This window comes from Bacillus sp. 220_BSPC, from assembly GCF_001054655.1.
In the GTDB taxonomy this organism is placed as follows: Bacteria; Bacillota; Bacilli; order Bacillales; family DSM-1321; genus Peribacillus; species Peribacillus frigoritolerans.
This window is the reverse complement of the sequence record NZ_JVPL01000292.1, coordinates 102,758-124,752: the sequence shown is the minus strand read 5'-3', so window position 1 is coordinate 124,752 and position 21,995 is coordinate 102,758. Positions and strand designations below refer to the sequence as shown.

The 21,995-nt window shown below is 41.6% G+C and carries 23 protein-coding genes; 5 read left to right on the top strand and 18 right to left on the bottom strand.

The genetic code is table 11. From position 1 onward, the window contains the following. Nucleotides 1-38: 38 nt before the first annotated feature. From ADA55_RS28935 to ADA55_RS24095, 3 genes are all read right to left on the bottom strand, one after another. Nucleotides 39-1,369, bottom strand: a protein-coding gene (locus tag ADA55_RS28935) for an IS3 family transposase (protein ID WP_226990452.1) whose coding sequence is annotated in 2 segments (ribosomal slippage) — nucleotides 39-997 and nucleotides 997-1,369 — 1,332 coding nt in all. Because the reading frame shifts where the segments join, the coding sequence is not laid out codon by codon here. A 126-nt stretch (nucleotides 1,370-1,495) separates the two neighbouring features. Next, nucleotides 1,496-2,263 (bottom strand): TIGR01457 family HAD-type hydrolase, encoded by a 768-nt coding sequence (locus tag ADA55_RS24100; protein WP_048688258.1) that lies wholly within the window; start codon nucleotides 2,261-2,263, stop codon nucleotides 1,496-1,498. A 24-nt stretch (nucleotides 2,264-2,287) separates the two neighbouring features. Next, the gene (locus ADA55_RS24095; RefSeq protein WP_048688255.1) at nucleotides 2,288-2,725 is read right to left on the bottom strand and encodes a DUF86 domain-containing protein; all 438 of its coding nucleotides are present in this window, start codon (nucleotides 2,723-2,725) and stop codon (nucleotides 2,288-2,290) included. Nucleotides 2,726-3,050: 325 nt separating this feature from the next. Between ADA55_RS24095 and ADA55_RS24090 the strand changes: the two genes are divergently transcribed. Beyond that, entirely contained in the window at nucleotides 3,051-3,317 is a 267-nt protein-coding gene (locus ADA55_RS24090) for a DUF3055 domain-containing protein (protein WP_034310182.1), read from the top strand. A 69-nt stretch (nucleotides 3,318-3,386) separates the two neighbouring features. Further along, nucleotides 3,387-3,674 carry a cytosolic protein gene (locus ADA55_RS24085; RefSeq protein WP_134782572.1) on the top strand — a complete coding sequence of 96 codons (288 nt, stop codon included), beginning with the start codon at nucleotides 3,387-3,389 and terminating at the stop codon, nucleotides 3,672-3,674. Between the two features lie 30 nt (nucleotides 3,675-3,704). Here the strand turns inward: ADA55_RS24085 and ADA55_RS24080 are convergent, their stop codons facing one another. Next, nucleotides 3,705-3,980: a YutD family protein gene (locus tag ADA55_RS24080; protein ID WP_034310177.1), complete on the bottom strand. Its 276-nt coding sequence runs from the start codon at nucleotides 3,978-3,980 to the stop codon at nucleotides 3,705-3,707. Nucleotides 3,981-4,093: 113 nt separating this feature from the next. Between ADA55_RS24080 and ADA55_RS24075 the strand changes: the two genes are divergently transcribed. Next, a complete protein-coding gene (locus tag ADA55_RS24075) occupies nucleotides 4,094-4,756 on the top strand; it encodes a YhcN/YlaJ family sporulation lipoprotein (protein ID WP_048688249.1) in 663 nt (220 codons plus the stop codon). Nucleotides 4,757-4,795: 39 nt separating this feature from the next. Here the strand turns inward: ADA55_RS24075 and lipA are convergent, their stop codons facing one another. Beyond that, nucleotides 4,796-5,710: a lipoyl synthase gene (gene lipA / locus ADA55_RS24070; RefSeq protein WP_048688246.1), complete on the bottom strand. Its 915-nt coding sequence runs from the start codon at nucleotides 5,708-5,710 to the stop codon at nucleotides 4,796-4,798. Between the two features lie 187 nt (nucleotides 5,711-5,897). Here lipA and ADA55_RS24065 point away from each other — a divergent pair, with 187 nt between their 5' ends. Both ADA55_RS24065 and yunB read left to right on the top strand, forming a co-directional pair. After that, a complete protein-coding gene (locus tag ADA55_RS24065) occupies nucleotides 5,898-6,881 on the top strand; it encodes a M23 family metallopeptidase (protein WP_048688244.1) in 984 nt (327 codons plus the stop codon). Nucleotides 6,882-6,970: 89 nt separating this feature from the next. Then, nucleotides 6,971-7,720 (top strand): sporulation protein YunB, encoded by a 750-nt coding sequence (gene yunB, locus ADA55_RS24060; RefSeq protein ID WP_048688241.1) that lies wholly within the window; start codon nucleotides 6,971-6,973, stop codon nucleotides 7,718-7,720. 22 nt (nucleotides 7,721-7,742) lie between these two features. On the opposite strand, the gene ADA55_RS24055 is transcribed toward yunB, so the two are convergent. The 13 genes from ADA55_RS24055 to ADA55_RS23995 all read right to left on the bottom strand — a co-directional run bounded on the left by ADA55_RS24055 (nucleotide 7,743) and on the right by ADA55_RS23995 (nucleotide 21,891). Beyond that, nucleotides 7,743-8,840 carry an HD-GYP domain-containing protein gene (locus tag ADA55_RS24055; protein ID WP_048688238.1) on the bottom strand — a complete coding sequence of 366 codons (1,098 nt, stop codon included), beginning with the start codon at nucleotides 8,838-8,840 and terminating at the stop codon, nucleotides 7,743-7,745. A gap of 175 nt (nucleotides 8,841-9,015) precedes the next feature. Continuing rightward, entirely contained in the window at nucleotides 9,016-9,318 is a 303-nt protein-coding gene (locus ADA55_RS24050) for a YunC family protein (protein WP_034310161.1), read from the bottom strand. A 61-nt stretch (nucleotides 9,319-9,379) separates the two neighbouring features. Beyond that, entirely contained in the window at nucleotides 9,380-10,765 is a 1,386-nt protein-coding gene (locus ADA55_RS24045; protein ID WP_048688234.1) for a bifunctional metallophosphatase/5'-nucleotidase, read from the bottom strand. A gap of 16 nt (nucleotides 10,766-10,781) precedes the next feature. Beyond that, nucleotides 10,782-11,609: a sulfite exporter TauE/SafE family protein gene (locus tag ADA55_RS24040; RefSeq protein ID WP_048688231.1), complete on the bottom strand. Its 828-nt coding sequence runs from the start codon at nucleotides 11,607-11,609 to the stop codon at nucleotides 10,782-10,784. Nucleotides 11,610-11,692: 83 nt separating this feature from the next. Further along, on the bottom strand, nucleotides 11,693-12,538 hold the full coding sequence (locus ADA55_RS24035; RefSeq protein ID WP_048688228.1) for a DUF72 domain-containing protein: 846 nt from the start codon (nucleotides 12,536-12,538) through the stop codon (nucleotides 11,693-11,695). Nucleotides 12,539-12,730: 192 nt separating this feature from the next. Further along, nucleotides 12,731-14,128, bottom strand: coding sequence for a Fe-S cluster assembly protein SufB (sufB, locus tag ADA55_RS24030; RefSeq protein WP_034310152.1), 1,398 nt, complete (start codon nucleotides 14,126-14,128; stop codon nucleotides 12,731-12,733). A gap of 55 nt (nucleotides 14,129-14,183) precedes the next feature. Then, nucleotides 14,184-14,612, bottom strand: a complete 429-nt coding sequence (gene sufU, locus ADA55_RS24025; RefSeq protein WP_034310148.1) for a Fe-S cluster assembly sulfur transfer protein SufU — start codon at nucleotides 14,610-14,612, stop codon at nucleotides 14,184-14,186. Further along, on the bottom strand, nucleotides 14,602-15,831 hold the full coding sequence (locus ADA55_RS24020) for a cysteine desulfurase (protein WP_048688225.1): 1,230 nt from the start codon (nucleotides 15,829-15,831) through the stop codon (nucleotides 14,602-14,604). The genes sufU and ADA55_RS24020 overlap by 11 nt, the downstream gene beginning before the upstream one ends. Then, the gene (gene sufD / locus ADA55_RS24015; RefSeq protein ID WP_034310144.1) at nucleotides 15,831-17,132 is read right to left on the bottom strand and encodes a Fe-S cluster assembly protein SufD; all 1,302 of its coding nucleotides are present in this window, start codon (nucleotides 17,130-17,132) and stop codon (nucleotides 15,831-15,833) included. The genes ADA55_RS24020 and sufD overlap by 1 nt, the downstream gene beginning before the upstream one ends. Before the next feature lie 15 nt (nucleotides 17,133-17,147). Then, entirely contained in the window at nucleotides 17,148-17,933 is a 786-nt protein-coding gene (gene sufC / locus ADA55_RS24010; RefSeq protein WP_034310141.1) for a Fe-S cluster assembly ATPase SufC, read from the bottom strand. 1,410 nt (nucleotides 17,934-19,343) lie between these two features. Beyond that, the gene (locus ADA55_RS24005; protein ID WP_048688220.1) at nucleotides 19,344-20,180 is read right to left on the bottom strand and encodes a MetQ/NlpA family ABC transporter substrate-binding protein; all 837 of its coding nucleotides are present in this window, start codon (nucleotides 20,178-20,180) and stop codon (nucleotides 19,344-19,346) included. Nucleotides 20,181-20,195: 15 nt separating this feature from the next. Next, on the bottom strand, nucleotides 20,196-20,864 hold the full coding sequence (locus tag ADA55_RS24000) for a methionine ABC transporter permease (protein ID WP_048688217.1): 669 nt from the start codon (nucleotides 20,862-20,864) through the stop codon (nucleotides 20,196-20,198). Beyond that, nucleotides 20,857-21,891 (bottom strand): methionine ABC transporter ATP-binding protein, encoded by a 1,035-nt coding sequence (locus ADA55_RS23995; protein WP_048688213.1) that lies wholly within the window; start codon nucleotides 21,889-21,891, stop codon nucleotides 20,857-20,859. The genes ADA55_RS24000 and ADA55_RS23995 overlap by 8 nt, the downstream gene beginning before the upstream one ends. Between the last annotated feature and the right edge of the window lie 104 nt (nucleotides 21,892-21,995).

The window sequence follows — 21,995 nt, the reverse complement described above, 5'->3', positions numbered from 1 at the left end:
TGAAATGTACCCTTTGTAAAGGACAGTTTAAAAAAAGCCTAGGCAGCTTGAAAAAGATGATTTCTGTATTGAACAGGAGTCATCTTTTTTAAATTCCATTGGTATCTGTAGTGATTGTAATACGTCATATATTGCTTAATTTCTTTTTTTAATTCATCTAAAGTTGAACATGCTTTAATAGAGGCTTCATCTTTAAAATGGCCAAAAAAAGATTCTTGAGGTGCATTATCCCAGCAGTTCCCGCGCCTTGACATCGACTGGCCTAATCCCAGTTTTTTTACTAATTTCTGAAAGTCCGGATGGGTATAATGAGTTCCCTGATCAGAGTGGATAAAGGCATTCTTTGCTTTGTGAAATCTTCGATTTTTCTTTAACTTGAGGAGGGTTTCCGTAGCCAGGTCCATGGTAATGCGATCTGATACATGGTAAGCCACAATTTCATTGGTCGAAGCATCCTTAATCGTTGATAGATAAGCTTTCTTTCCTTGGCCATAGAACAAATATGTGATATCTGTCAGTAGTATTTTACCTGGAACTTCCTGTTTGAATTCCCTCTTCAAAAGATTCGGCACCACACGGTGCTCGTGAGTGGCTTTCATCATTCGTCTGTACGGATTTGCCTTCCGAATAGGGCATATAATGCTGTACTTCTTCATGATTCGCCGGATACGCTTCAAATTATAGACAACATTAAATTGACCCGCCAAAGTCATTTTGATCTGACGAGCCCCTTTCTTACGATTTTTGAAATGGAATGCTTTTATGATGATTTCTTTCACTACCTCATCCTTTTCATCTTTTCGAATTCTTTTTTCCTGTGATTTCACTGAGAAGTAATTATAATAACCACTTCTTGAAACACCGACTATTTTACAAAGGTATTTCACCATATGTTTTAGTTGATATTTTTCAATCACGGAGCGAATTAGGATATATTTTTGGAAAGGAGGAAGAACTACTTCTTCATCCCCCTTTCTGCAAAACGAATCTTTTTTAACAGTTCGTTTTCTGCCTTTAGTAAGTTGATTTGTGCTTCTAAGCGAGCATTTTTCTCCTCTAGGGTAAGTTTTCTTTCCTTTTGGCGCCCTGAATTTCCTGCTCTAGTGTCACATAAACCAATAATCCCGTTCTTCTCGTAAACTGCTTGCCATCTCTTACTCGCTGATTTAATTCTTTCCGTCCCCAAAACCTCTACATCAAACCCAAATTCTTCAAATATTTGCCTTACGAACTTGCCTTTCTGTTTTTCCGCTATAAATATATGCTTAAATTCATCAGTATAAGTAATTCCTTTTGAACTTACAGATTTAACATAATTATTAGATGATAGTAGTTTGATTTCTTTCTCTGTAAAAAGCTTTTTACTCATAACCTTCTCCAGTCCCATGTTGTGTTTTCTCGTTGTGTTTCTTAATTATACAAAAAAGTACCCTATAGGAGACTTTTTTAGGTGTCTACTCTATAGGGTACAGTTTATTCGCAGACCTGGTTTTTTTCATTCAAAGCGCCATAAGTCAAGGGTGTCCACCACATGCGTAGGCTGCTCCTTATATTGCTTTAAACGTTCTTTTGTCGTTACGCCAGTATGTACAAGCAGTGTATCGATCCCAGCATTAATGCCGGCAAGGATATCCGTATCATAGTTATCTCCAACCATGATTGTCTCTTCTTTAGGAACCCCCAATACTCTTAGGGCTTGCTCCACTATGACGGATTCTGGCTTGCCAATGAAAATCGGCTGTACCTGGGTCGAAACGGAAACAACGGAGGTCAAGGAACCATTCCCCGGCAAAAGGCCTTGCTCGGTAGGAATGGCAATATCACCATTGGTCGAAATGAAAACAGCGCCATTTCTTACAGCAAGACAGGCTTTTGACAACTTTTCATAATTGACGCCGCGGTCGATGCCCATGACCAGATAATCGGGATGCTCTTCCACAAGCTTCATTCCCTTTTCCTTAAGAGCCTCGATGATGCCTTCTTCACCCACCACATAGACCGATGCACCTTTCTTTTGTTCAGCTATGTAATTGGCAGTGGCCATGCTTGTCGTGAAAACCTGGTCATCCTCCGTCGATATGCCGATGCTTCTCAATTTATCCGCTACCTGTGCCGGAGTCCGGGATGAATTATTGGTGACGAACAAATAAGGGATATCCCTTTTCCTTAAGTCATTAATAAACCCTGCCGCTTCCGCAATTTGTTCCGTTCCGCGATACATGGTGCCATCTAAGTCAATTAAATATCCTTTATACGACTTCATTTGAAATTCGCCTTCCTAACGCTGCTAGTTTTTAAAAGCTGAAACAGGTCCCAATTCATTCGTTAAATAGTTCCTCACCAAATCAGGGAATTGCTTGAATGCCTCGATATTTTCCGAAAATACGGCATGCAGTTCTTTGTGATCCACTTCAATGAAGTCTTGTACCAGCATTTTCCTTAATGGCAAAACCTTTTTGAATTGCATCGCTTTTTCTTCTGAAATCACTTTTTCATCTTGAAGGATATCGATAATATCCTCATAACTTCCTGGATCACGCATAATGAAACCATCAATTACCGCATTTCCTACATCCAACACGGAATCGATGGAAGTTTGTATAAGCCTTTCAGCGATAAGTTCCGAATGGTCTCCATCCCAATTATCCTGCCCCTCGAAAAGTCCAAGCTGCTTTTCAAGAAAACCTAATATTTGTTCAATCTTTTGGCGGTCTACAAAGTACATTTTTTCCAGATCCTTTCTGATCTAAGATGATATAGGGAATCATTGGTTGAATGAGCGGCATAGTCAAAAACGCTGTACCGAACCAACCTTATTCCTTGATAATACCATAGCTTCTCCCTTACCCTCAATTCCTTCAACCACACATTGCCTTTTCTACGGGGGTGCATTTGCAGACGTACACTCCCCGATTCCATTTATATTCTTGCCATTTTCATTTAATCGATGAAGTTCTTCAGCCTGTAGCCCCGAAAAATGTATGTTCCCCTATTGAAGTCACTTTGTTATGATGGAAATATAAATGTGAAGATACGAAGGGAATGATACTATGGAAGATCGCTTTTATTTATACAATGACGTCGTTGATTCAAAAACCCGGTTCATAAGCTTCATGGGAGAGGAATCAAGATTCGATCTGGCCATTACGGCAACCGATCGTTTCTATGGAAAGAAGCTTGTTTTAAATATGCAGAGTAACCGATTCGCGATTATTGGGCCTGATGATTTGGAAGAGGAAGGCTATCTTGAGCATGCCTTTCAATTGTCGGAAGCGGAAGCCGAAGAACTTCGTCACTTTTTAATGGAAATCGTCTGAGTGCTGAAGTTTTTTAGCTTAAACGGGAAACCTACTGAGTGTAAGACGATTATATGAGGGGGGATTATCTTGGACAAAGAAGAATACCACGATTTTTCCAATGTCGAAAAACAGAGGGATTATTTAATTCCTGAAGAATTTCCCGAAGGACCTTTTGGATCAGCCATAGCAAAAGATGAACCCGTTCAGAATAAAAATACCCCGTGGCAGGAAGGGCAACGATATCAAAGTGCCTTTAATTATGAAAATAAATCGTTACATGAGGGTATACCTCGACAATATCCTGGGGCTCATCCGACACATGATGATTCAGAAAAAGACGAACAGCCTCCATATAAAGGATATGGTAACTCTTAACATGGAAGGCCAGAGTGAATTCTGGCCTTTTTATTTCTTTATTTTCTTCACGACGAAATAAGGGCAGCCAAAATTACAGTATTCATATAAATATTCACTAAGCGTGCTTATTTTCGTATCAAAGGTCGCTTTCTGATTGGAATCATCAAAAAATCCACGCAGCCTCAATTGCCCATAACCCCAATCCCCCACTATATAATCATACTTCGTTAATATCTCGCTGTATCTGGCTTTAAAGGCTTCTTCGTTATAGCCTTCCCTTTCATCCTCGATTATTTCATAGGTCATGTTATTGATGTTAATCATTGTTTTCACCTCTCATATATACATTCCTTCTTTAAATTATAACTGATTCCCCATCAATTACTAAGCGAAAAATAGAGAAATATGTTCATCCTAAAGTTATGGGGGTGTTATTGATGAAAAAAACGATAATAACGATAGGTTTAAGCTCGATTATTGCACTAACCGGATGTGCTGATAAAGAAGAAGATCAGGGGCTAGGTGCAAAAAACAATGCCGGTAACCCAACAAACGTAAATAATCCAACTCAATATTATGATGAGGATTATCGTAATAATGACAATAAAAGTGATGATTTCGGTTTTACCCGCACAAATAGTGCAACCATTGACGGCCGTAACATTTCAAACAAAGCGGCTTCCATTGACCGTGAACAACTTTCTGATGTCATTTCTAAACTGAGTGTTCAGATTCCAAATGTCAATGATGCCGCTACCCTCGTTACTGATGAGGAAGTTCTTGTCGTATATGATACCAATAACAAGGATCGGACGGAAACCGCAGACCAAGTTAAACGGACTGCCATGTCCGTCGTGCCTCGCTACTATCATGTCTATGTCAGTGATGATTATCAAAACCTTGCCCAGGATGTCGAGAATTTCGCTACAGTGAAATCCGGCAGCAGAGGGATTGACTATACGATTGAACAAACCATCAAGAGAATGCTGAAGTCGCCTCAAGGATACAAAATGAGTGGCGAAGAAAATGAAAACGGTGAAATGGTCAACGATAAAAGAGATCATCATGATAACATCCATCAAAAAATGGATAACCGTTGAATACAAAAGGACCGAATTTTTTCGGTCCTTTATTTCACTCTATTTCAATAATTCTTCACCTTTGTTTTGCTTATGTTTTGCCGCAGCATTAACCTGTTCATCCGCATGGTAAGATGAACGGACAAGCGGACCTGATTCACAATGGCTGAATCCTTTTTCCAATGCACGTTCTTTCAGTTCGGCAAATTCTTCAGGCGTGTAGTATTTCAGCACTTTTAAATGCTTTTTAGTCGGCTGCAAATACTGACCGATCGTCATGATATCCACATTATTGGCCCTTAGGTCATCCATGGTCTCAAGGATTTCCTCCCGCGTTTCACCCAGACCTACCATTAAACTGGACTTAGTCGGTATTTCCGGATACAGTTCCTTGGCTCTTCTTAAAAGCTCCAATGAACGATCATACTTGGCCTGAGCCCGTACACGGTCCGATAAACTTCTGACAGTCTCTATATTATGGTTCAGGATATCCGGTTTAGCATCCATCAAAGTCTTGATATTTTCAAACACCCCGCCCATATCAGACGGCAATACTTCAATTGATGTAAATGGATTTTTGCGGCGGATGGCACGGACCGTTTCAGCGAAAACTTCAGCGCCTCCATCCTTTAAATCATCACGGGCAACAGCTGTAATGACGACATGCTTTAAATTCATCAAAACAACGGAATCGGCAACACGCTCCGGCTCAGCCCAGTCCAATTCATTCGGACGTCCGGTTGTTACTGCACAGAAACGGCAAGCCCTTGTACAGATTTCACCTAGAATCATGAAAGTAGCCGTCCTTCTCACTGCCCAGCATTCGTGAATATTCGGACATTTTGCCTCTTCACAGACAGTATGAAGATTTTTCTCGCGCATCATATTTTTTAAACCGAGGTAATTTTCGTTAGTATTAAGCTTTATTTTCAACCAATCTGGTTTTCGAAGAATTTCTTTATTTGTAGAAGACATGAAAATGCCACTCCATTCTATAGAAATTAACACACCCTACTTTAACAATAAAAAAGCATTTATACAAGTTATAGTTGGTTTCCCATTATTTATTTTTCATGTTTATTGCCAAATCAGCAAAACTATAAAAGATGGATGGACTGATGTCTTTTAATAACGGAGAATATCATGAAAGGAGCCTGCCCCGTTGAAAAAATTATTCCTTCTAACGATAACTTGTTTGTTTATCTTGGCACCAGGCCAAGTCGCCAATGCTGCCGATGCCCCTGATGTTTATGCCGGGAGAATGGCACTATATAAAAATATGGAGGCTGCCCTCCAAATCCCGTGGTATTACCTTGCTGGAGCAGATCAATATGAGCACAGCCTAAGGGCTGCACGAAGGGATTTAGAGCCGTCAAAAGGTTTTATAGGCATCCACATCGAGCCTTCAAAATGGAGCGGAGCTCTCAATCCTGACTTAAACGATGTGAACCCGCTTACGATCACATTTTTTGATGGGTTGGGCCAGGATGGCAATGGTGATGGCAAAGCGGATATCACTAATGATACCGATCGATTGTATGCTTTTTCGAAGCATCTCCAGGCATATGGTGCAGATGAAGATAATATCCGGATCGGCTTGTGGGATTATTATAAACGCGATAAAGCCGTCAGCATCATTATCGGCAATGCCGAGATTTATAAGAAATACGGCCGGTTGGACCTGCATGAAAAGGCCTTCCCGGTTCCAGTACGGACTCATTATACGTACTTGAATACATGGGGAAGCGCTCGCGGATGGGGCGGAAGGAGAATCCATGAAGGCACTGATATTTTTGCGGATTATAGCCTTCCCGTTCGTTCCACGAGCTATGGAATCATTGAAATGAAAGGCTGGAATAAATTTGGAGGTTGGAGGATCGGGATACGGGATTTAAATAATACCTATCATTACTTTGCCCATTTAAGCGGCTTCGCCAAAGGGTTGAAAGTCGGACAAATCGTTGAGCCCGGACAAGTCATCGGGGGTGTCGGCAGTACAGGCTATGGCCCTCCAGGAACTTCCGGAAAATTCCCTCCTCACCTTCATTACGGAATGTACAAAGACAACGGAATCACAGAATGGAGCTTTGACCCTTACCCCTATTTAAAATTGTGGGAAAGGAAAGATCTGGCCAAAAAGAAATAGTGAGCGGCGTGAATTTTACGCTGCTTTTTTTTGATTCGAACATAAACCCCTGAACTTGATGCATAGTTATTAGTAAAGGGGGCTAAAGCGTGTTCCGAAAAAGATTTCGAACGAAGAAATTCCGAAAAAAGGGGCCTCTTCCCACCCGAAAAGTATTTCTCTATTCATTTATCCTGTTCATCATATCAAGCATCATGACTCTTTGGTACGTGGACAAATCGATCGAACCCGTGATCATGAGTGTAGCGGAATATGAAATCAAACGGATTGCAACCGAAACGATTCATGAATCGGTTGATGAGAATATAGCCAAGGTTGACATGAACAAAATCATCACCAACACCAAGGGTGGTGATGACTCCAGTTCTTCCTATAGCTTCAATCCAGTCATATATAGTGAATTGCGGGCTAACATCACGAAGGATATTCAAAAGAAGCTTGGCATCAAACAGGGAAACCCTTTTAAAACAGGTTCAGCCAAAATAAATGATGAACAATATAAAAGTGTGGTGTATTATATACCATTTGGTGTCGTAACCGGGAATAACCTCCTTTCCAATTACGGACCTGAAATCCCAGTGAAAATGTCAGTCATCGGGAATGTTGAATCGGATTTGAGGACAAAACTGACAAACGCAGGCATCAATAATGTTTATTATGAATTGATTGTGGACTTTGATGTCAATATTCAAATCGTCATCCCCTCTTTCACGAAGGAGACAAAGGTGAGTCAGGAAGTGACAGTCGGAAGCCTGCTGATCGAAGGTGATGTTCCAAGTTATTTCAGTAACGGAAATGGTTCGGTTGCACCTGCCATCATGAAGGAAAACAAGGAATGAAAAAACCAGCTTATCCTTGAGGTTAGGCTGGTTCTTGTATATCGAGACATTTCATGATGAGCAAATGCAGGTTTTTATTCAAGTCCACTTCGTAGGGCTCTTTTATCTGCTCGCCATCTTCTTCAAGTATCCTTATCATGGAGCGGTCTCCTATCCCTTCATTTTGAGAGGATACTACCCCTTTCCTCCCATCATTCAATTCGACGGAAAGACCATTGGGATAAATGGCAACCGCCCTCCGGAAAGCCTCGATGATCGTATTGTCGAACTTTTTCCCGACTCCGGCATAAAGGACTTCCAATCCCTGATTCGGCAGCATGGCCTTACGGTAAACCCGATTGGAAGTAACGGCATCAAACACATCGGCAACGGCAATGATCTTGCCGAAATAATGGATTTCATCCCCTTTTATCCCACGGGGATATCCAGATCCATCTAACCTTTCATGATGCTGATAGGCACAATTCGCAACTAAAAGTGAAACGGTATGAACATTTTTAATTAGATGAAATCCGTAATCGGCATGTTTTTGGATTTGTTCAAACTCCTTTTCCGTCAGCTTACCGGGTTTCCGGAGGACTTCCAAAGGCACGAGCATTTTGCCGACATCATGTAAAATCGCTCCAAGCCCAAGAATTTCGAGATTCTTATTTTTGATATTCAATTCCAACCCGATCGCCAAGGTATATAAGGTCACATTGAAGGAATGTGTGAAGATATAGTCATCGTATGTATAAACGTCGGCCAATAAAGTCATTAGCTCTTTATTCCTTTTCAGCTCGCCCATGATGTTCCGGACTATTTGAGTTAATTTGACGTTAGCCTGCTCTATCGTGATTGATCCATCCAGGTTCATTTTATTTTTCATGTCCAGGAAAGTGGTTTCAATCGTATTAATGGCTTCTCTTCTAAGTTTCCCGGAAACTGGGGGCTTCGGAATAATGTCATACGTCCTGGAATCTTGAATGTAAACAAAGGGAATATTAAGGGAAACCAGTCGATTGATCATCTTTTGCGTTAATGTAAGACCCTCGCACAATAGGATATGGCCCCGCTCATTATAGATGTTTTTACCGAGCCTTGCTCCAGGGCTTAGGGACTTTGTAATAGCTAGCCTCATACTTGTACTCCGTTTCCCCATAATATTTGTAATTCAAACCGATTCTTTCCTTTATAAGCTTTATCGGAACATATTTTGATAAATGAATCTGTTAGAACATATTTATTGAAAAAATATCAGCATTTACTTTGATAAAAAAATAAGGCCCCCTCCGGAAGAAAGAAAGCCCGCCTTTTCAAATCATTTTGATTAATGCCTCTTTACCAATCATTCCTGGATGTATGCCCTTTTCCACAGCCTCCCAGGTAACTGATTCAAGCGGCGCTTCCAATAACTCTTCAATCGATTTAACTCCTGTGGCCCTCCCTGCAAGGATTTTACGATCTCTCAATTTATCGTTCAGCAGTCCAACATCCAACGCACCGCACATTATATACCCTTTTTCAGACGCGACAGCAAGCAAATTCGTTTTCGGCAGTCGGACAGAAATGGCTAGGAATGTATGATTATCAAGAATTATTGGGATCATGTTAATCAATTGGTTTCGCCCCTTCCTTCCCCATACTTTATGAAAAAAAGGGCAAAACCGTGATTTCGTATCAGGGGTTAGTGTATATTTTTTTCAGCTTCCATAAAAGGATATCCCGTAAGAATTCCGGCAGTAAGTATTCCTTGCGATTGGAGCGATGGATACTTGGAAAGAAGTGCCCGAACGTGAACATATCAGGTATTGCCAATTTATAGGACTTATCCGCCTGCAGTTTCTCTCCTTTTATAAGGATCCCTTTTACGATTCCATTCTCCATTTCGTTAAATTCAATTTGATCATAATGCATGACTCCCATGATTTTTCCGCGGAAACCGAAACCTTTCACCTGAATATGAGGCCACTCTTCATTTCTTGATTGCATTAAGATTTCCTTTAATTCATTCCCATCGACTTCAACGACGCAAGGATTGATCGGATGTGGGCAGATTCTGTGAATATCCCCTTTTGTGACAGGTCCCTTCGGAAGCCCTTCGAGGAGAAGACCTGCATTCAAAAAGGAACAATCCGCCTGACTCCACTCCCTTAGGGCCTCCCCAAGGATTTCCGTCAAAGGACTTCGTTTGAACCAATCATTATCCAGTGCAATCGGTAAGTCCACAGCAACCTGTTTTAGCGTTTTCCCTCCGGCCTGGTATATCTCTTCAATCCATGACCGTTCATTCTCCAATTCCAAAAAATCATTGGTATCATAAAGAATGGCTCTCTTCTGGCTAATTTTCTTTTCCTGATTGACGGTCATTTCCACCTGTCCAACAAAAAAACCATATTTCCCTGCCCCGCAAAGGAGTGTGTCATTGATCAATTTACCTTGGTGGAGGATGTGGTGGGTATGCGCGCCAAGTATAATGTCAATCTCCGGAAAGTCCCTTGCCATCCTCTCATCATCATGGATGCCCAGGTGGGAAAGGATAATGATTACATCCGCCTCTGTTTTGACCCTTTCAAGCTGTGCCTTTAACTCCATGAATGGTTCCGTTATTTCCCAGCCCATCGCAGAATAAAACTTTTGAAAAAAGGCTGTCAAACCTATCATCGCGATTTTGGTGCCTTTTACCGTTGTATGTATCCAAAATGGAAGCGCCCATTCCGGCCTTTCATTATCACCGTAATAAATATTGGCTGCCAAGACCTTGAACCTTGCATGATCATATAAGGAGTCCAACGCATCATGAGGTAAAGTGATCCCTTCATTATTGCCGATGGTCACATATTGGTAGCCCGCTTCATTAAGCAGTTCAATATTTCCTTTACCCAACGTACCTTCTGTATATGGATGCCAGCGGTCCACATGATCGCCTATATCCAGTATGATCGCTTCTTCTCCCGTTTCTTGATGAAGTTGTCTTCTTTCTTTAAGAAACTTATCAATACGAGGCCAATTCTCAAAATGACTATGGAGATCATTGGTGTGATATAAATGAATGATTTCTGACATCATTTTTCCTCCTCGTTTATCCTGTAATGCCTTGGTATATAAGACGTAAACCAATGATTATCAGCACTATTTTCAACATATTTTCCAGCGACGCACTCTTTAGGCGCGTATTTATGAATGCACCCAATTTAGCACCGAACCACGCACCTGGAATCAGGGCAAAAGCATATGGCCAATTTACATTTCCAAGGGAAATATGCGTAATCGAATTAGTGATGGAAGATAGAAATACCATGAACATCGAAGTCGCTACAGCCATATGCGGAGGGAAGAAGAAAAGAAGCATCATGACGGGTACCATTAAGGCTCCGCCGCCAATTCCAAATAACCCGGAGCTGAATCCCACGACAAAAGAAATCAATACAGCTAACAGGGGGTGGTAACCATAGGAAAATGAATGTCCATTTTCGGTTTTATACGTTTTCACTATTTTCCCTTTTCCAGGCTTGAAAAGCATGGGCTTCAAACGATTTTTCACTAATAACACGATGGCCATGAAAACCATGAAAATTCCAAAGTACAATGAAAAAGCTTCGGCGTTAAGGTTTTTATTCACATAGGCCCCCATTATTCCACCAGGTGCACTGCCAATAAAAAAGATTAAGCCGGCCTTATAATCCACCACCTTATGTTTTAAATAAGATAGAGTGGAAGATAGGCCGGTAAAAATCATGATTACGGTTGAAACACCAACGGCGACCTGTGGAGTCAGCTCATCGATAATATTTGTAGATGTACCTAAATATAAAAGGGAAGGCACGATGATGATGCCCCCGCCCAGACCGACAAGAGCGCCGATTGATCCCGCTAATAATCCAATACCCACTAATACTAACCATACCATGAAAAAATCCGCCTTTACCTGTTTGTGAGGATATGCCTCTACTAGCTTGTCACATCATTTCATTATTCATTATATAATTCCTCTTAAAACAAACCAAGCTGCTTAGGAGCCAGCCCTTCATATTCTATACCGAGCAACTCAATCATTTGTTTGGCATTATCAGCGGCATCCCCGCCTGAGTTATTATTGAACAGGACATATAACTCCTTGGATTCCTTTTCCAATATCCTGATTTTCTCCACCCATTCAGTCAATTCCTGATGATTATATCGATATAGGTACCTGACCTCACGCCAATCATCCCCCGAAGCAGGCCTTTGCCAACCATGCAGGTTACGGCCATGAAAGCGCACCAGGGTTTTATCTTTATCGGTGGCATGCAGAACGACAGGAATGGATCCCTCTCCAGCCTGCGGCTCATCGCATACAGTATGGATCCAGCCTTCCTTTTCGATAAAATCCAAAGTTTGCTGGACTACGTTGGGCCTGTACCAGCTTTGATTCCGGAACTCTATGGCAACTGGGATATCGCCCATTTCAGCTTTGCACCATCGCAGGTAATTCACATTTTCACGTTTACAATCAAACCATGGCGGAAACTGAAATAAGACCATCGCGAGCTTGCCGGACTTCCGATATGCTTCCAGTGAGTCGCAAAACGCCTTGAACATCTCCTTCTTACTTTCAAATGGGATTTCCCCACGTTGATGTCCTGTCATCCCTTGGTAGGCTTTAACGACAAACTGGAAGGATGCTGGCGTCTCGGATACCCACTTTTCACTGTTCCTCTTTGGCTGGACTGCATAGAATGAGGCATCCACCTCCACAATGGGAAAATGAGCCCCGTACTCTTTGAGTTTATCACGTTGGGACACACCGCCATATAAACTATCATGATCACCCCAACCGGTTACACCAACATAAATCATCTGCATCATCACTCCTTTGGGACAGGACCATTTCCTGACTTCTCCGTTTATTATTTTTTACCCTTATTGAGCCATATCTAATCTTTGGTATAAGGGTGCCAAATATCAAAACAAAAAGCCTGCCAGTCAGACCCGGCAGGCTTTTGTATGAATGGTTATTCTAAATCGCCTTACAGGCAGGCCAGTCGGTCATTATCCGATGGAGCCTTCCATTTCGAACTTGATCAGACGGTTCATTTCAACCGCATATTCCATTGGAAGTTCTTTTGTAAATGGTTCGATGAAGCCCATTACGATCATTTCCGTTGCTTCTTGCTCAGAAATTCCGCGGCTCATCAAGTAGAACAATTGTTCTTCAGATACTTTGGAAACCTTCGCTTCGTGTTCAAGGGAAATGTTATCATTCAAGATTTCATTGTAAGGGATCGTATCAGATGTAGACTGATTATCCATGATTAATGTATCACATTCAATGTTGGAACGGGCTCCATCCGCTTTACGTCCAAAATGAACGATACCACGGTATGTTACTTTACCGCCCTGTTTAGAAATTGATTTTGATACAATCGTTGAAGATGTATTTGGCGCTAGGTGAATCATTTTCGCTCCAGCGTCTTGGTGTTGGCCTTTTCCTGCAATGGCAATCGATAATGTCATACCGCGAGCGCCTTCACCTTTTAAGATGACAGCAGGATATTTCATTGTCAATTTGGAACCGATGTTACCATCAATCCATTCCATTGTTGCATTAGCGTCACAAACCGCACGTTTCGTAACCAGGTTAAACACGTTGTTTGCCCAGTTTTGGATCGTCGTATAACGGCAGTAAGCATCTTTCTTGATGACAATTTCAACAACCGCACTATGAAGGGAGTTAGTTGTATAAACAGGAGCTGTACAACCTTCTACATAGTGAACGGATGCGCCTTCATCAACAATGATTAGCGTACGTTCGAATTGCCCCATGTTTTCAGAGTTGATCCGGAAATAAGCTTGAAGCGGAGTATCCACTTTAACGCCTTTTGGTACATAGATGAATGATCCACCTGACCAAACTGCCGAGTTCAATGCAGAGAATTTATTGTCAGTAGGCGGGATCGTTTTCCCGAAATGCTCACGGAAGATATCTTCATTTTCACGAAGTGCTGAGTCCGTATCTTTAAACACGATACCCAAGTCTTCCAATTCTTCTTTCATGCTATGGTAAACCACTTCAGATTCATATTGGGCAGATACACCGGCAAGGTATTTTTGTTCGGCTTCAGGAATTCCCAATTTATCAAAAGTCTGTTTGATTTCATCAGGAACTTCATCCCAAGACTTCTCTGATTTCTCTGATGGCTTAACATAGTATGTGATTTCATCAAAGTTCAGGCTCTGCATGTCGCCGCCCCATTGAGGCATTGGCATGTTGTAAAAATGCTCCAATGATTTCAAACGGAAATCAAGCATCCATTGCGGTTCATCCTTCATTCGAGAAATCTCTTCCACGATTTCTTTTGTCAGACCACGCTTTGAACGGAAGATGGAAACATCTTTATCCGCAAAGCCATATTTATAATCGCCGATATCAGGCATTTTCTTTGCCATAGCTCGTATTCCTCCATTTCAAATGGCTGAATTACAACAGCTCATTTTAATTTAATTATTCCTTCAATCCCTTTTCCATGGCTTTCCAAGCTAGGGTAGCACACTTGATTCGGGCAGGAAATTTAGAAACACCCTGAAGGGCTTCAATATCCCCAAGGTCCATCTCATCGTCGTATTCTTTTCCCTGAATCATTAAGGAAAAAGTCTCGGACATCGCTAGGGCAGTATCAACGTCTTTGCCCTTAATGGCTTGCGTCATCATGGAAGCCGAACTCATGGATATCGAACAACCATCACCATCGAATTTAACATCGCTGACCTTGCCATCTTCAATCTTCATCGTTAAACGAATCCGATCGCCGCAAGTTGGATTATTCATATCGATTGTCATGCTTCCATCTTCTAGCATGCCCTTATTACGAGGTTTCTTATAGTGATCCATAATGACTTGACGGTAAAGTGTATCAAGGTTATCAAAAGACATTACTGAAATACTCCTTCGTTTTAACAAGCCCGGACACAAGCTTATCAATATCTTCTTCCGTGTTATATAGATAGAAACTTGCTCTTGCTGTCGCTGATACGTCAAGCCATTTCATTAATGGCTGTGCGCAGTGGTGACCGGCACGGACAGCAATTCCATCTGCATCAAGAACGGTAGCGACATCATGTGGATGTACGTCATCAATATTGAAGGTAATTACACCAGCACGTTTTTCTGCATCTTTAGGACCGTAAATGGTCAGCCCTTCAACTGCTGACATTTTTTCCATTGCATAAGCGGCAAGCTTATGTTCATGCCGTTCAATATTATCCAAACCGATTTCTTCCAAGAAATCAATGGCAGCCCCCATGCCGATGGCGCCGGCGATGATTGGGGTACCGCCTTCGAATTTCCACGGGAGTTCTTTCCATGTAGACTCATACAAACCTACAAAATCAATCATCTCTCCGCCGAATTCGATCGGTTCCATTTTTTCTAGAAGATCTTTCTTGCCATATAATGCGCCGATGCCTGTTGGACCGACCATTTTATGACCTGAGAAGGCAAAGAAATCACAATCCAAATCACGGACATCCACTTTTAGATGCGGCGTGCTTTGTGCCCCGTCGACTACCATTACAGCATTGTGATCATGGGCAATTTGGGCGATTTCCTTCACAGGATTGATAACGCCAAGCACATTCGAAACCTGCATGATGGACACGATTTTCGTTGCTTCCGTAATTGTAGCCCTCGCATCGTCAACGGAAATCGTGCCATCCTCCTGAAGCGGAATATACTTCAATACAGCGCCTTTTTCTTTGGCAAGCTGCTGCCACGGAATGATATTACTGTGATGCTCCATGTAAGAGATGACGATTTCGTCACCCTCTTTAATATTTGCGCCACCGTAACTTCTTGCTACAGTATTCAAAGCAGTCGTTGTGCCTCTGGTAAAGATGATTTCTTCTGTAGAAGAAGCATTAATGAATTTACGTACCTTTTCACGAGCACCTTCATACGCATCCGTAGCTTTTGTTCCTAGTGTATGCACCCCGCGGTGAACATTCGAGTTGTAGCCGCGGTAATATTGCTCAATCGCTTCAATCACTGCAGCCGGTTTTTGAGAGGTTGCAGCACTATCTAAATATACTAATGGCTGACCATTGACTTCTTGATCTAATATTGGAAAAAGCTTACGAATTTCGTATGGGTTCATTACTGTACTTTCCTTTCAATGACCGCTACTAATTGTTTTTTGACTCCCTCAATTGGAAGCTCGTTAACAACAGGGGCCAAGAATCCGTGAATGACAAGTCTTTCTGCTTCTTTCTTTGTAATACCACGGCTCATTAAATAATACAGTTGAAGCGGATCGACACGGCCGACGGAAGCAGCATGACCAGCCGTTACATCATCTTCATCGATCAAGAGGATCGGATTGGCGTCTCCGCGTGCTTTTTCACTTAACATCAATACGCGTGACTCTTGTTCGGCATTGGCCTTTGTAGCACCATACTCTATTTTCCCAATTCCATTAAAAATGGAGGATGCTGATTCTTTCATGACACCGTGCTTAAGGATATAACCCTCAGAGCGTTTGCCATAATGAATGATGGCAGTCGTGAAGTTCTGCTTTTGTTCCCCGCGCCCGACTACAACGGTTTTTGTATCACCGTGGGAGCCATCGCCCATTAGATATGTTGTATTATCTGAAATCGTATTTCCGTCGTTCATCAGGCCAAGCGCCCACTCAATGCGTGCGTCACGTCCTGCCACTCCACGGCGGTTAACATATGTCGTGAAGCCTTTTGAAAGGGTATCGACCGCACCATATTGGACTTTGGCATTCGCATTTGCAAATACTTCAGTTACGATGTTGGCAACACCTTCGTTAGACTCAACGGTTGAGAAATAGTTCTCTACATATGTTACAGAGCTATTATCTTCAGCTACGATCAAGACGTGGTTGAAAAGTGTAGTATCTGGATTATCCAAAAGGAATACCGATTGAATCGGCTCTTTGATTTCTACATTTTTCGGAACATAAAGGAATGCTCCCCCATTAACCAATGCAGCATGAAGTGCTGTTAAACGATGCTCATCTATTTTAACGCCGTCTTTCATGAAATATTTTTGCACGAGCTCAGCATGATCACGAGCCGCTGATAAAATATCCGTAAAAATGACGCCTTGTTCTTTCACATTTGCTGACAGATTGATATGTGCCGGCGTATTATTGCGTTGGATGTATAAGTTTTCATTTTCTTCAATGATGGACTTAATTTCTTCCGGAAGCTCCTCTAAAGAGGCAAAAGCTTCACTCTCAACCGTATGAGTTTGGAAAGAAGTGAAATTCCATTTATCGATTTTCGTTTTATCCGGCTTTGGCATCGGGAGCTTTTCTAATTCAGAAAACGCTTGAATCCGAAGCTCGGATAGCCAAGCTGGATCATTATTTTTAGTTGAATAGGAGCTTATATCCTCTTGTTCAAACGGTAATTTCGTTTCTGTAGTCATTGCAAATCCTCCTACTTACGCTTCTTCGCCAACAGTTTCGTCTTCAATGCCCAATTCTTGTTTAATCCAGTCATAACCTTCCGCTTCCAAGCGGGCAGCAAGTTCAGGACCGCCTGATTTTACGACACGCCCTTGCATCATTACATGTACAAAATCAGGAGTGATGTAATTTAATAGACGTTGGTAGTGAGTGATGATCAAGCATCCAAAGTCTTCTCCGCGCATTTCGTTGATTCCTTTTGAAACGACTTTAAGTGCATCGATATCTAGACCTGAATCAATCTCATCCAAGATTGCAATTTTAGGTTGGATCATCATTAATTGAAGAATCTCGTTGCGTTTTTTCTCTCCGCCTGAGAAACCTTCATTCAAATAGCGTTGCGCCATATCTTCATCCATTTCAAGGAATTCCATTTTTTGGTCCATTTGACGGATGAATTTCATCAATGAAATTTCATCGCCTTCTTCACGGCGTGCGTTAATGGAAGAACGTAAGAAGTCTGCGTTTGTAACACCGCTGATTTCACTTGGATATTGCATAGCTAGGAATAGACCGACACGAGCGCGCTCGTCTACTTCCATCTCCAATACATCTTCACCATCGAATGTGATGCTTCCGCTAGTTACCTCATATTTAGGGTGACCCATGATTGCTGATGATAAAGTGGATTTACCAGTTCCATTTGGTCCCATGATCGCATGGATTTCTCCACCTTTGACTTCAAGGTTTACCCCTTTTAAAATCTCTTTGCCTTCAATTGATACGTGAAGATCTTTAACCGTTAATGTAGAAGCTGACATAATAATACCTCCGTGAACTAATTCCAATTTTATTACCAGAAAGTAAAGATTACTTTCATTACTATAATTTGCGTAAAAGCATTCTCACTTTATTCTCATTCCAATTTTATAACAAATCCAATTTGGAATCAACTAAATAGATAGGGGTTTCCACTTCTGCCATGTTAAAAACCTGTCCAATTCATACAATACTAACAGATATGGCCTGTTTACTGCATATTCATACTTATTTTAGCTTTTGTTAAAATTATCTTATTATTCGGCAAATCTTCGTCCTTATTACTATATGTTCAAAGAATTCGATTGCAAGGTATGAACGTTCCGCTTTAAAAAGAAAAAAATCGGACTGTCAGGTATTATGTAAGTTTATCCAATAAGGAAACCCTTATTTTATGGACCACTTTCCATTTTACCTCTACAGACCGATCTTTTAAAGAACTACTTTTATATGCTTAGCCGTGAATTTTGCGTTGTAGGTCCTGGACCATTTTGTTGCACTTTACATGTTCCCTATCCCGTTCTTTCTCAACCTCGATACGGAGGTCTAAGTTTCTACTGTACTCACTGTAGCCAATCCCATGTGAAGACTGCATCGCCTTTTCCATTTCGCTTGTTACATTTAGATCCAGAGTATTGATAGTGAACCATCCTTTCAAATTTGTGTATCATTTTTTTCCTTCATTATCTCTATACCCTTTCCTTTCCTGATTAAACATAAAAGGAATTAAATTAAGCCGCAGACCGAAACAACCTGGATCATCATTATCCGAACTTAGAGAAGTGAGGCACTTTATTATGGAAATCCTAACCAGCATTGAACGGAATACAGAATGTAGGTGAAAGTGATTCTATCTGATTGTTTAGTCTTAGTGGATTGGAGCGGGTGTTCGAGACTCCTGCGGGAAAAGCGAGCCAAGGGAGACCCCGCAGGCGCAAAAGCGCCGAGGGCGGACCGCCCGCGGAAAGCGAGTGCCTGAAGTGGAAAGTAACGTTCAAATTTTGAAAACCTAAAAATCTAAAAAACTGTAGACAAACTAAAAATCATGAGCGACGCACTATGTGAAAGCTGAATGGACAAACCAGCTCGCTTATTTATTTATTTATTTATTTATGCGCCAGCAGACCGTAACGGTTTTGTGCTGGGACGATAGTAATACCCGGAAATACTCGTATTAAGAGCCTCTGATTGAACAAGTGATTAAGAAAGCTGTAAAACCTGAAGCTGTTGACGCAGATTCCGCAACCATGCTTATGTTTAATATGAGCGTTTTGGTTGTTATCTATGCCCATCGGCACTCAATAGCTATTATCGATTCAAATACATTATAAAAACAAAAAGGTTTCGGAATGAGACCATCCCGAAACCTTTTTAAACTGCGACCTGAATTAAACCAGGCCGCCATTCTCGAATTATTTATCCGCAGGTACAACTGCACCTTTGTATTCTTTAAGAATGAAATCTTGAATTTCTTTAGAATGCAATACTTCTACAAGCGCTTTGATTGCTTCTTTATTTTCGTCACCTTTGTTTACGGCAATGACATTCACATAAGGTGATTCGGAATCTTCAATCGCAATCGAATCTTCAAGCGGGTTCAAACCGGCGTCAATTGCATAGTTGGAGTTGATCAAGACTGCATCGCCTTCACCGCTCTCATAAATCTTAGGAAGCAGGGCCGCTTCATAATCTGCATCGAATTTAAGGTTTTTCTTATTTTCTACGATGTCTTTCGTTGTAGCCGTCGTTTTATCGATGCCTTCTTTCAAGGTGATCAGGCCATTCTTTTCCAAAAGGGATAAAGCGCGTCCATGATCAGCAACAGAGCTGCTCATAATGATTGTTGCACCTTCCGGAAGTTTATCAATGCTTTTATATTTTTGTGAATATAGAGCAATCGGCTCGATATGGATTCCGCCAGCATTGACGAAGTCATATCCATTTTCTTTAATTTGCCCCTCTAAATATGGAATGTGTTGAAAGTAGTTAGCATCCAATTCCTTATCATTCAGCGCCTTATTCGGTAAAATATAGTCCTGGAATGTTTCGATTTCCAATTCGATTCCTTTTTCTTCAAGAAGCGGTTTGGCTTCCTCAAGGATTTCTGCATGAGGAACATTGGATGCCCCTACAACTATTTTCTTAGATTCTTTTTCCGTATCGCTGCCACTTTTATCCTTTTCACTTCCACAAGCAGCCAAAGCGATAGATAACACTAAGATTAATGCAAATCCTAAAAACTTTTTCATCCTATTCATCTCCCTTTATCTTTTGTCCAATTTAGATGTAATCACATCTCCAATAATCTGAATTATGAAGACGATAATTAGAATAACGATCGTCGCTACAAGCGTAACGTCATTTTGATTTCTTTGATAGCCGTCCAAGTAGGCTAGATTACCAAGCCCGCCTGCGCCGATGACCCCGGCCATCGCGGTATATCCAACCAAGGCAATCGATGTTACCGTAATCCCGGAAATAAGGGCAGGCATCGACTCTGGAAGAAGGACCTTCCAAATGATCGTGCTCGTTTTTGCCCCCATCGATTTAGCGGCTTCAATTACACCTTTATCGATTTCACGAAGGCCGATTTCAACCATACGCGCATAAAATGGGGCCGCACCGATAATAAGTGCCGGCAGTGCAGCGTTCTCACCGATCATGGAACCGACAAGCGCTTTAGTGAAAGGAATGAGCAGCACGATCAAAATAAGAAATGGAATCGAACGGAATATATTGACGATAGCACTCATGACTCCGTTGACTGCCTGGTTTTGCCACATATTACCCTTCCCTGTCAGGAAAAGGATCAATCCTAGTATTATGCCTATAAAAAAGGTTGCCACTACAGAGACGCTTGTCATGTAAAGCGTTTCTTTCGTAGCTTCAATGATGTCTTCCCAATCAACATTCGGCAATAATTCTTCAAGCATGAGTAATCACCTCCACGCCTACCTGCTGTGCTTTAATGAATTCGATTGCGCGGAGCATTTCATCCTCTTTGCCATCTAGATGGATAAACAATGTGCCATATGAACCGCTTCTTGTTTGGGATATCTTACCTTGAACGATATTGACATCCAACTCGAAGTTACGTACAAGTTTGGTGATCAATGGGCTTTCTGCATGATCGCCTACAAAGGTCAATTGAATCACTTTGCCTGCTGGATAGCGTTCGAGCAAATGGTCCATCGTTTCTTTCGTTTCTTCCGGTTCCGTTACCTGTTGCACGAAACGCTTCGTCATTTGTTCTTTAGGATTCTTGAAGACATCCAGGACAGGACCCTGTTCAACAACCTGCCCGCTTTCCATCACGGCGACACGATGGCAGATTTTACGTATTACATGCATTTCATGCGTAATCAAGACGATCGTCAATCCCAAACGCTGATTGATGTCAACAAGCAATTCGAGTATGGAGTCGGTAGTCTGCGGATCCAAAGCAGAAGTCGCTTCATCACACAGCAGCACTTTAGGGTCATTTGCCAGTGCCCTGGCTATTCCCACCCTTTGCTTTTGCCCTCCGCTTAATTGCGAAGGATAGGCCTTTTCCCTGCCTTCAAGTCCGACTAACTTGATCAATTCGTTCACACGCTTGGTGCGTTCAGGTTTAGAAACTCCTGCAATTTCCAATGGAAAAGATATATTCTCCTGAACGGTCCTTGACCATAATAGATTGAAATGTTGGAAAATCATGCTGATTTCTTGACGGGCCTTACGGAGCTGAGCCCCTTTAATTTTTGAAATTTCCTTTTCAGCCACCACGACGGATCCCTCTGTCGGTGTTTCCAATCCATTGAGCATTCTGATCAAAGTACTTTTCCCCGCTCCACTGTAACCGATGATCCCGAAAATCTCGCCTTTATTTATTTCAACATTCACATTATTTACAGCCTTTATCGTCTCACTGTTTCCTTTTCCTGTTCGGAACAGCTTACTGACTTTCGTCAATGTAATCATTAACCCTCACCTCTTTTATCCAATAAAACCTATGAACTTAGTTGATTTCTCTACATTATTAGTCTGTTTCTCCTATCATGTAAAAGTTTTCTCCATTAATAAAT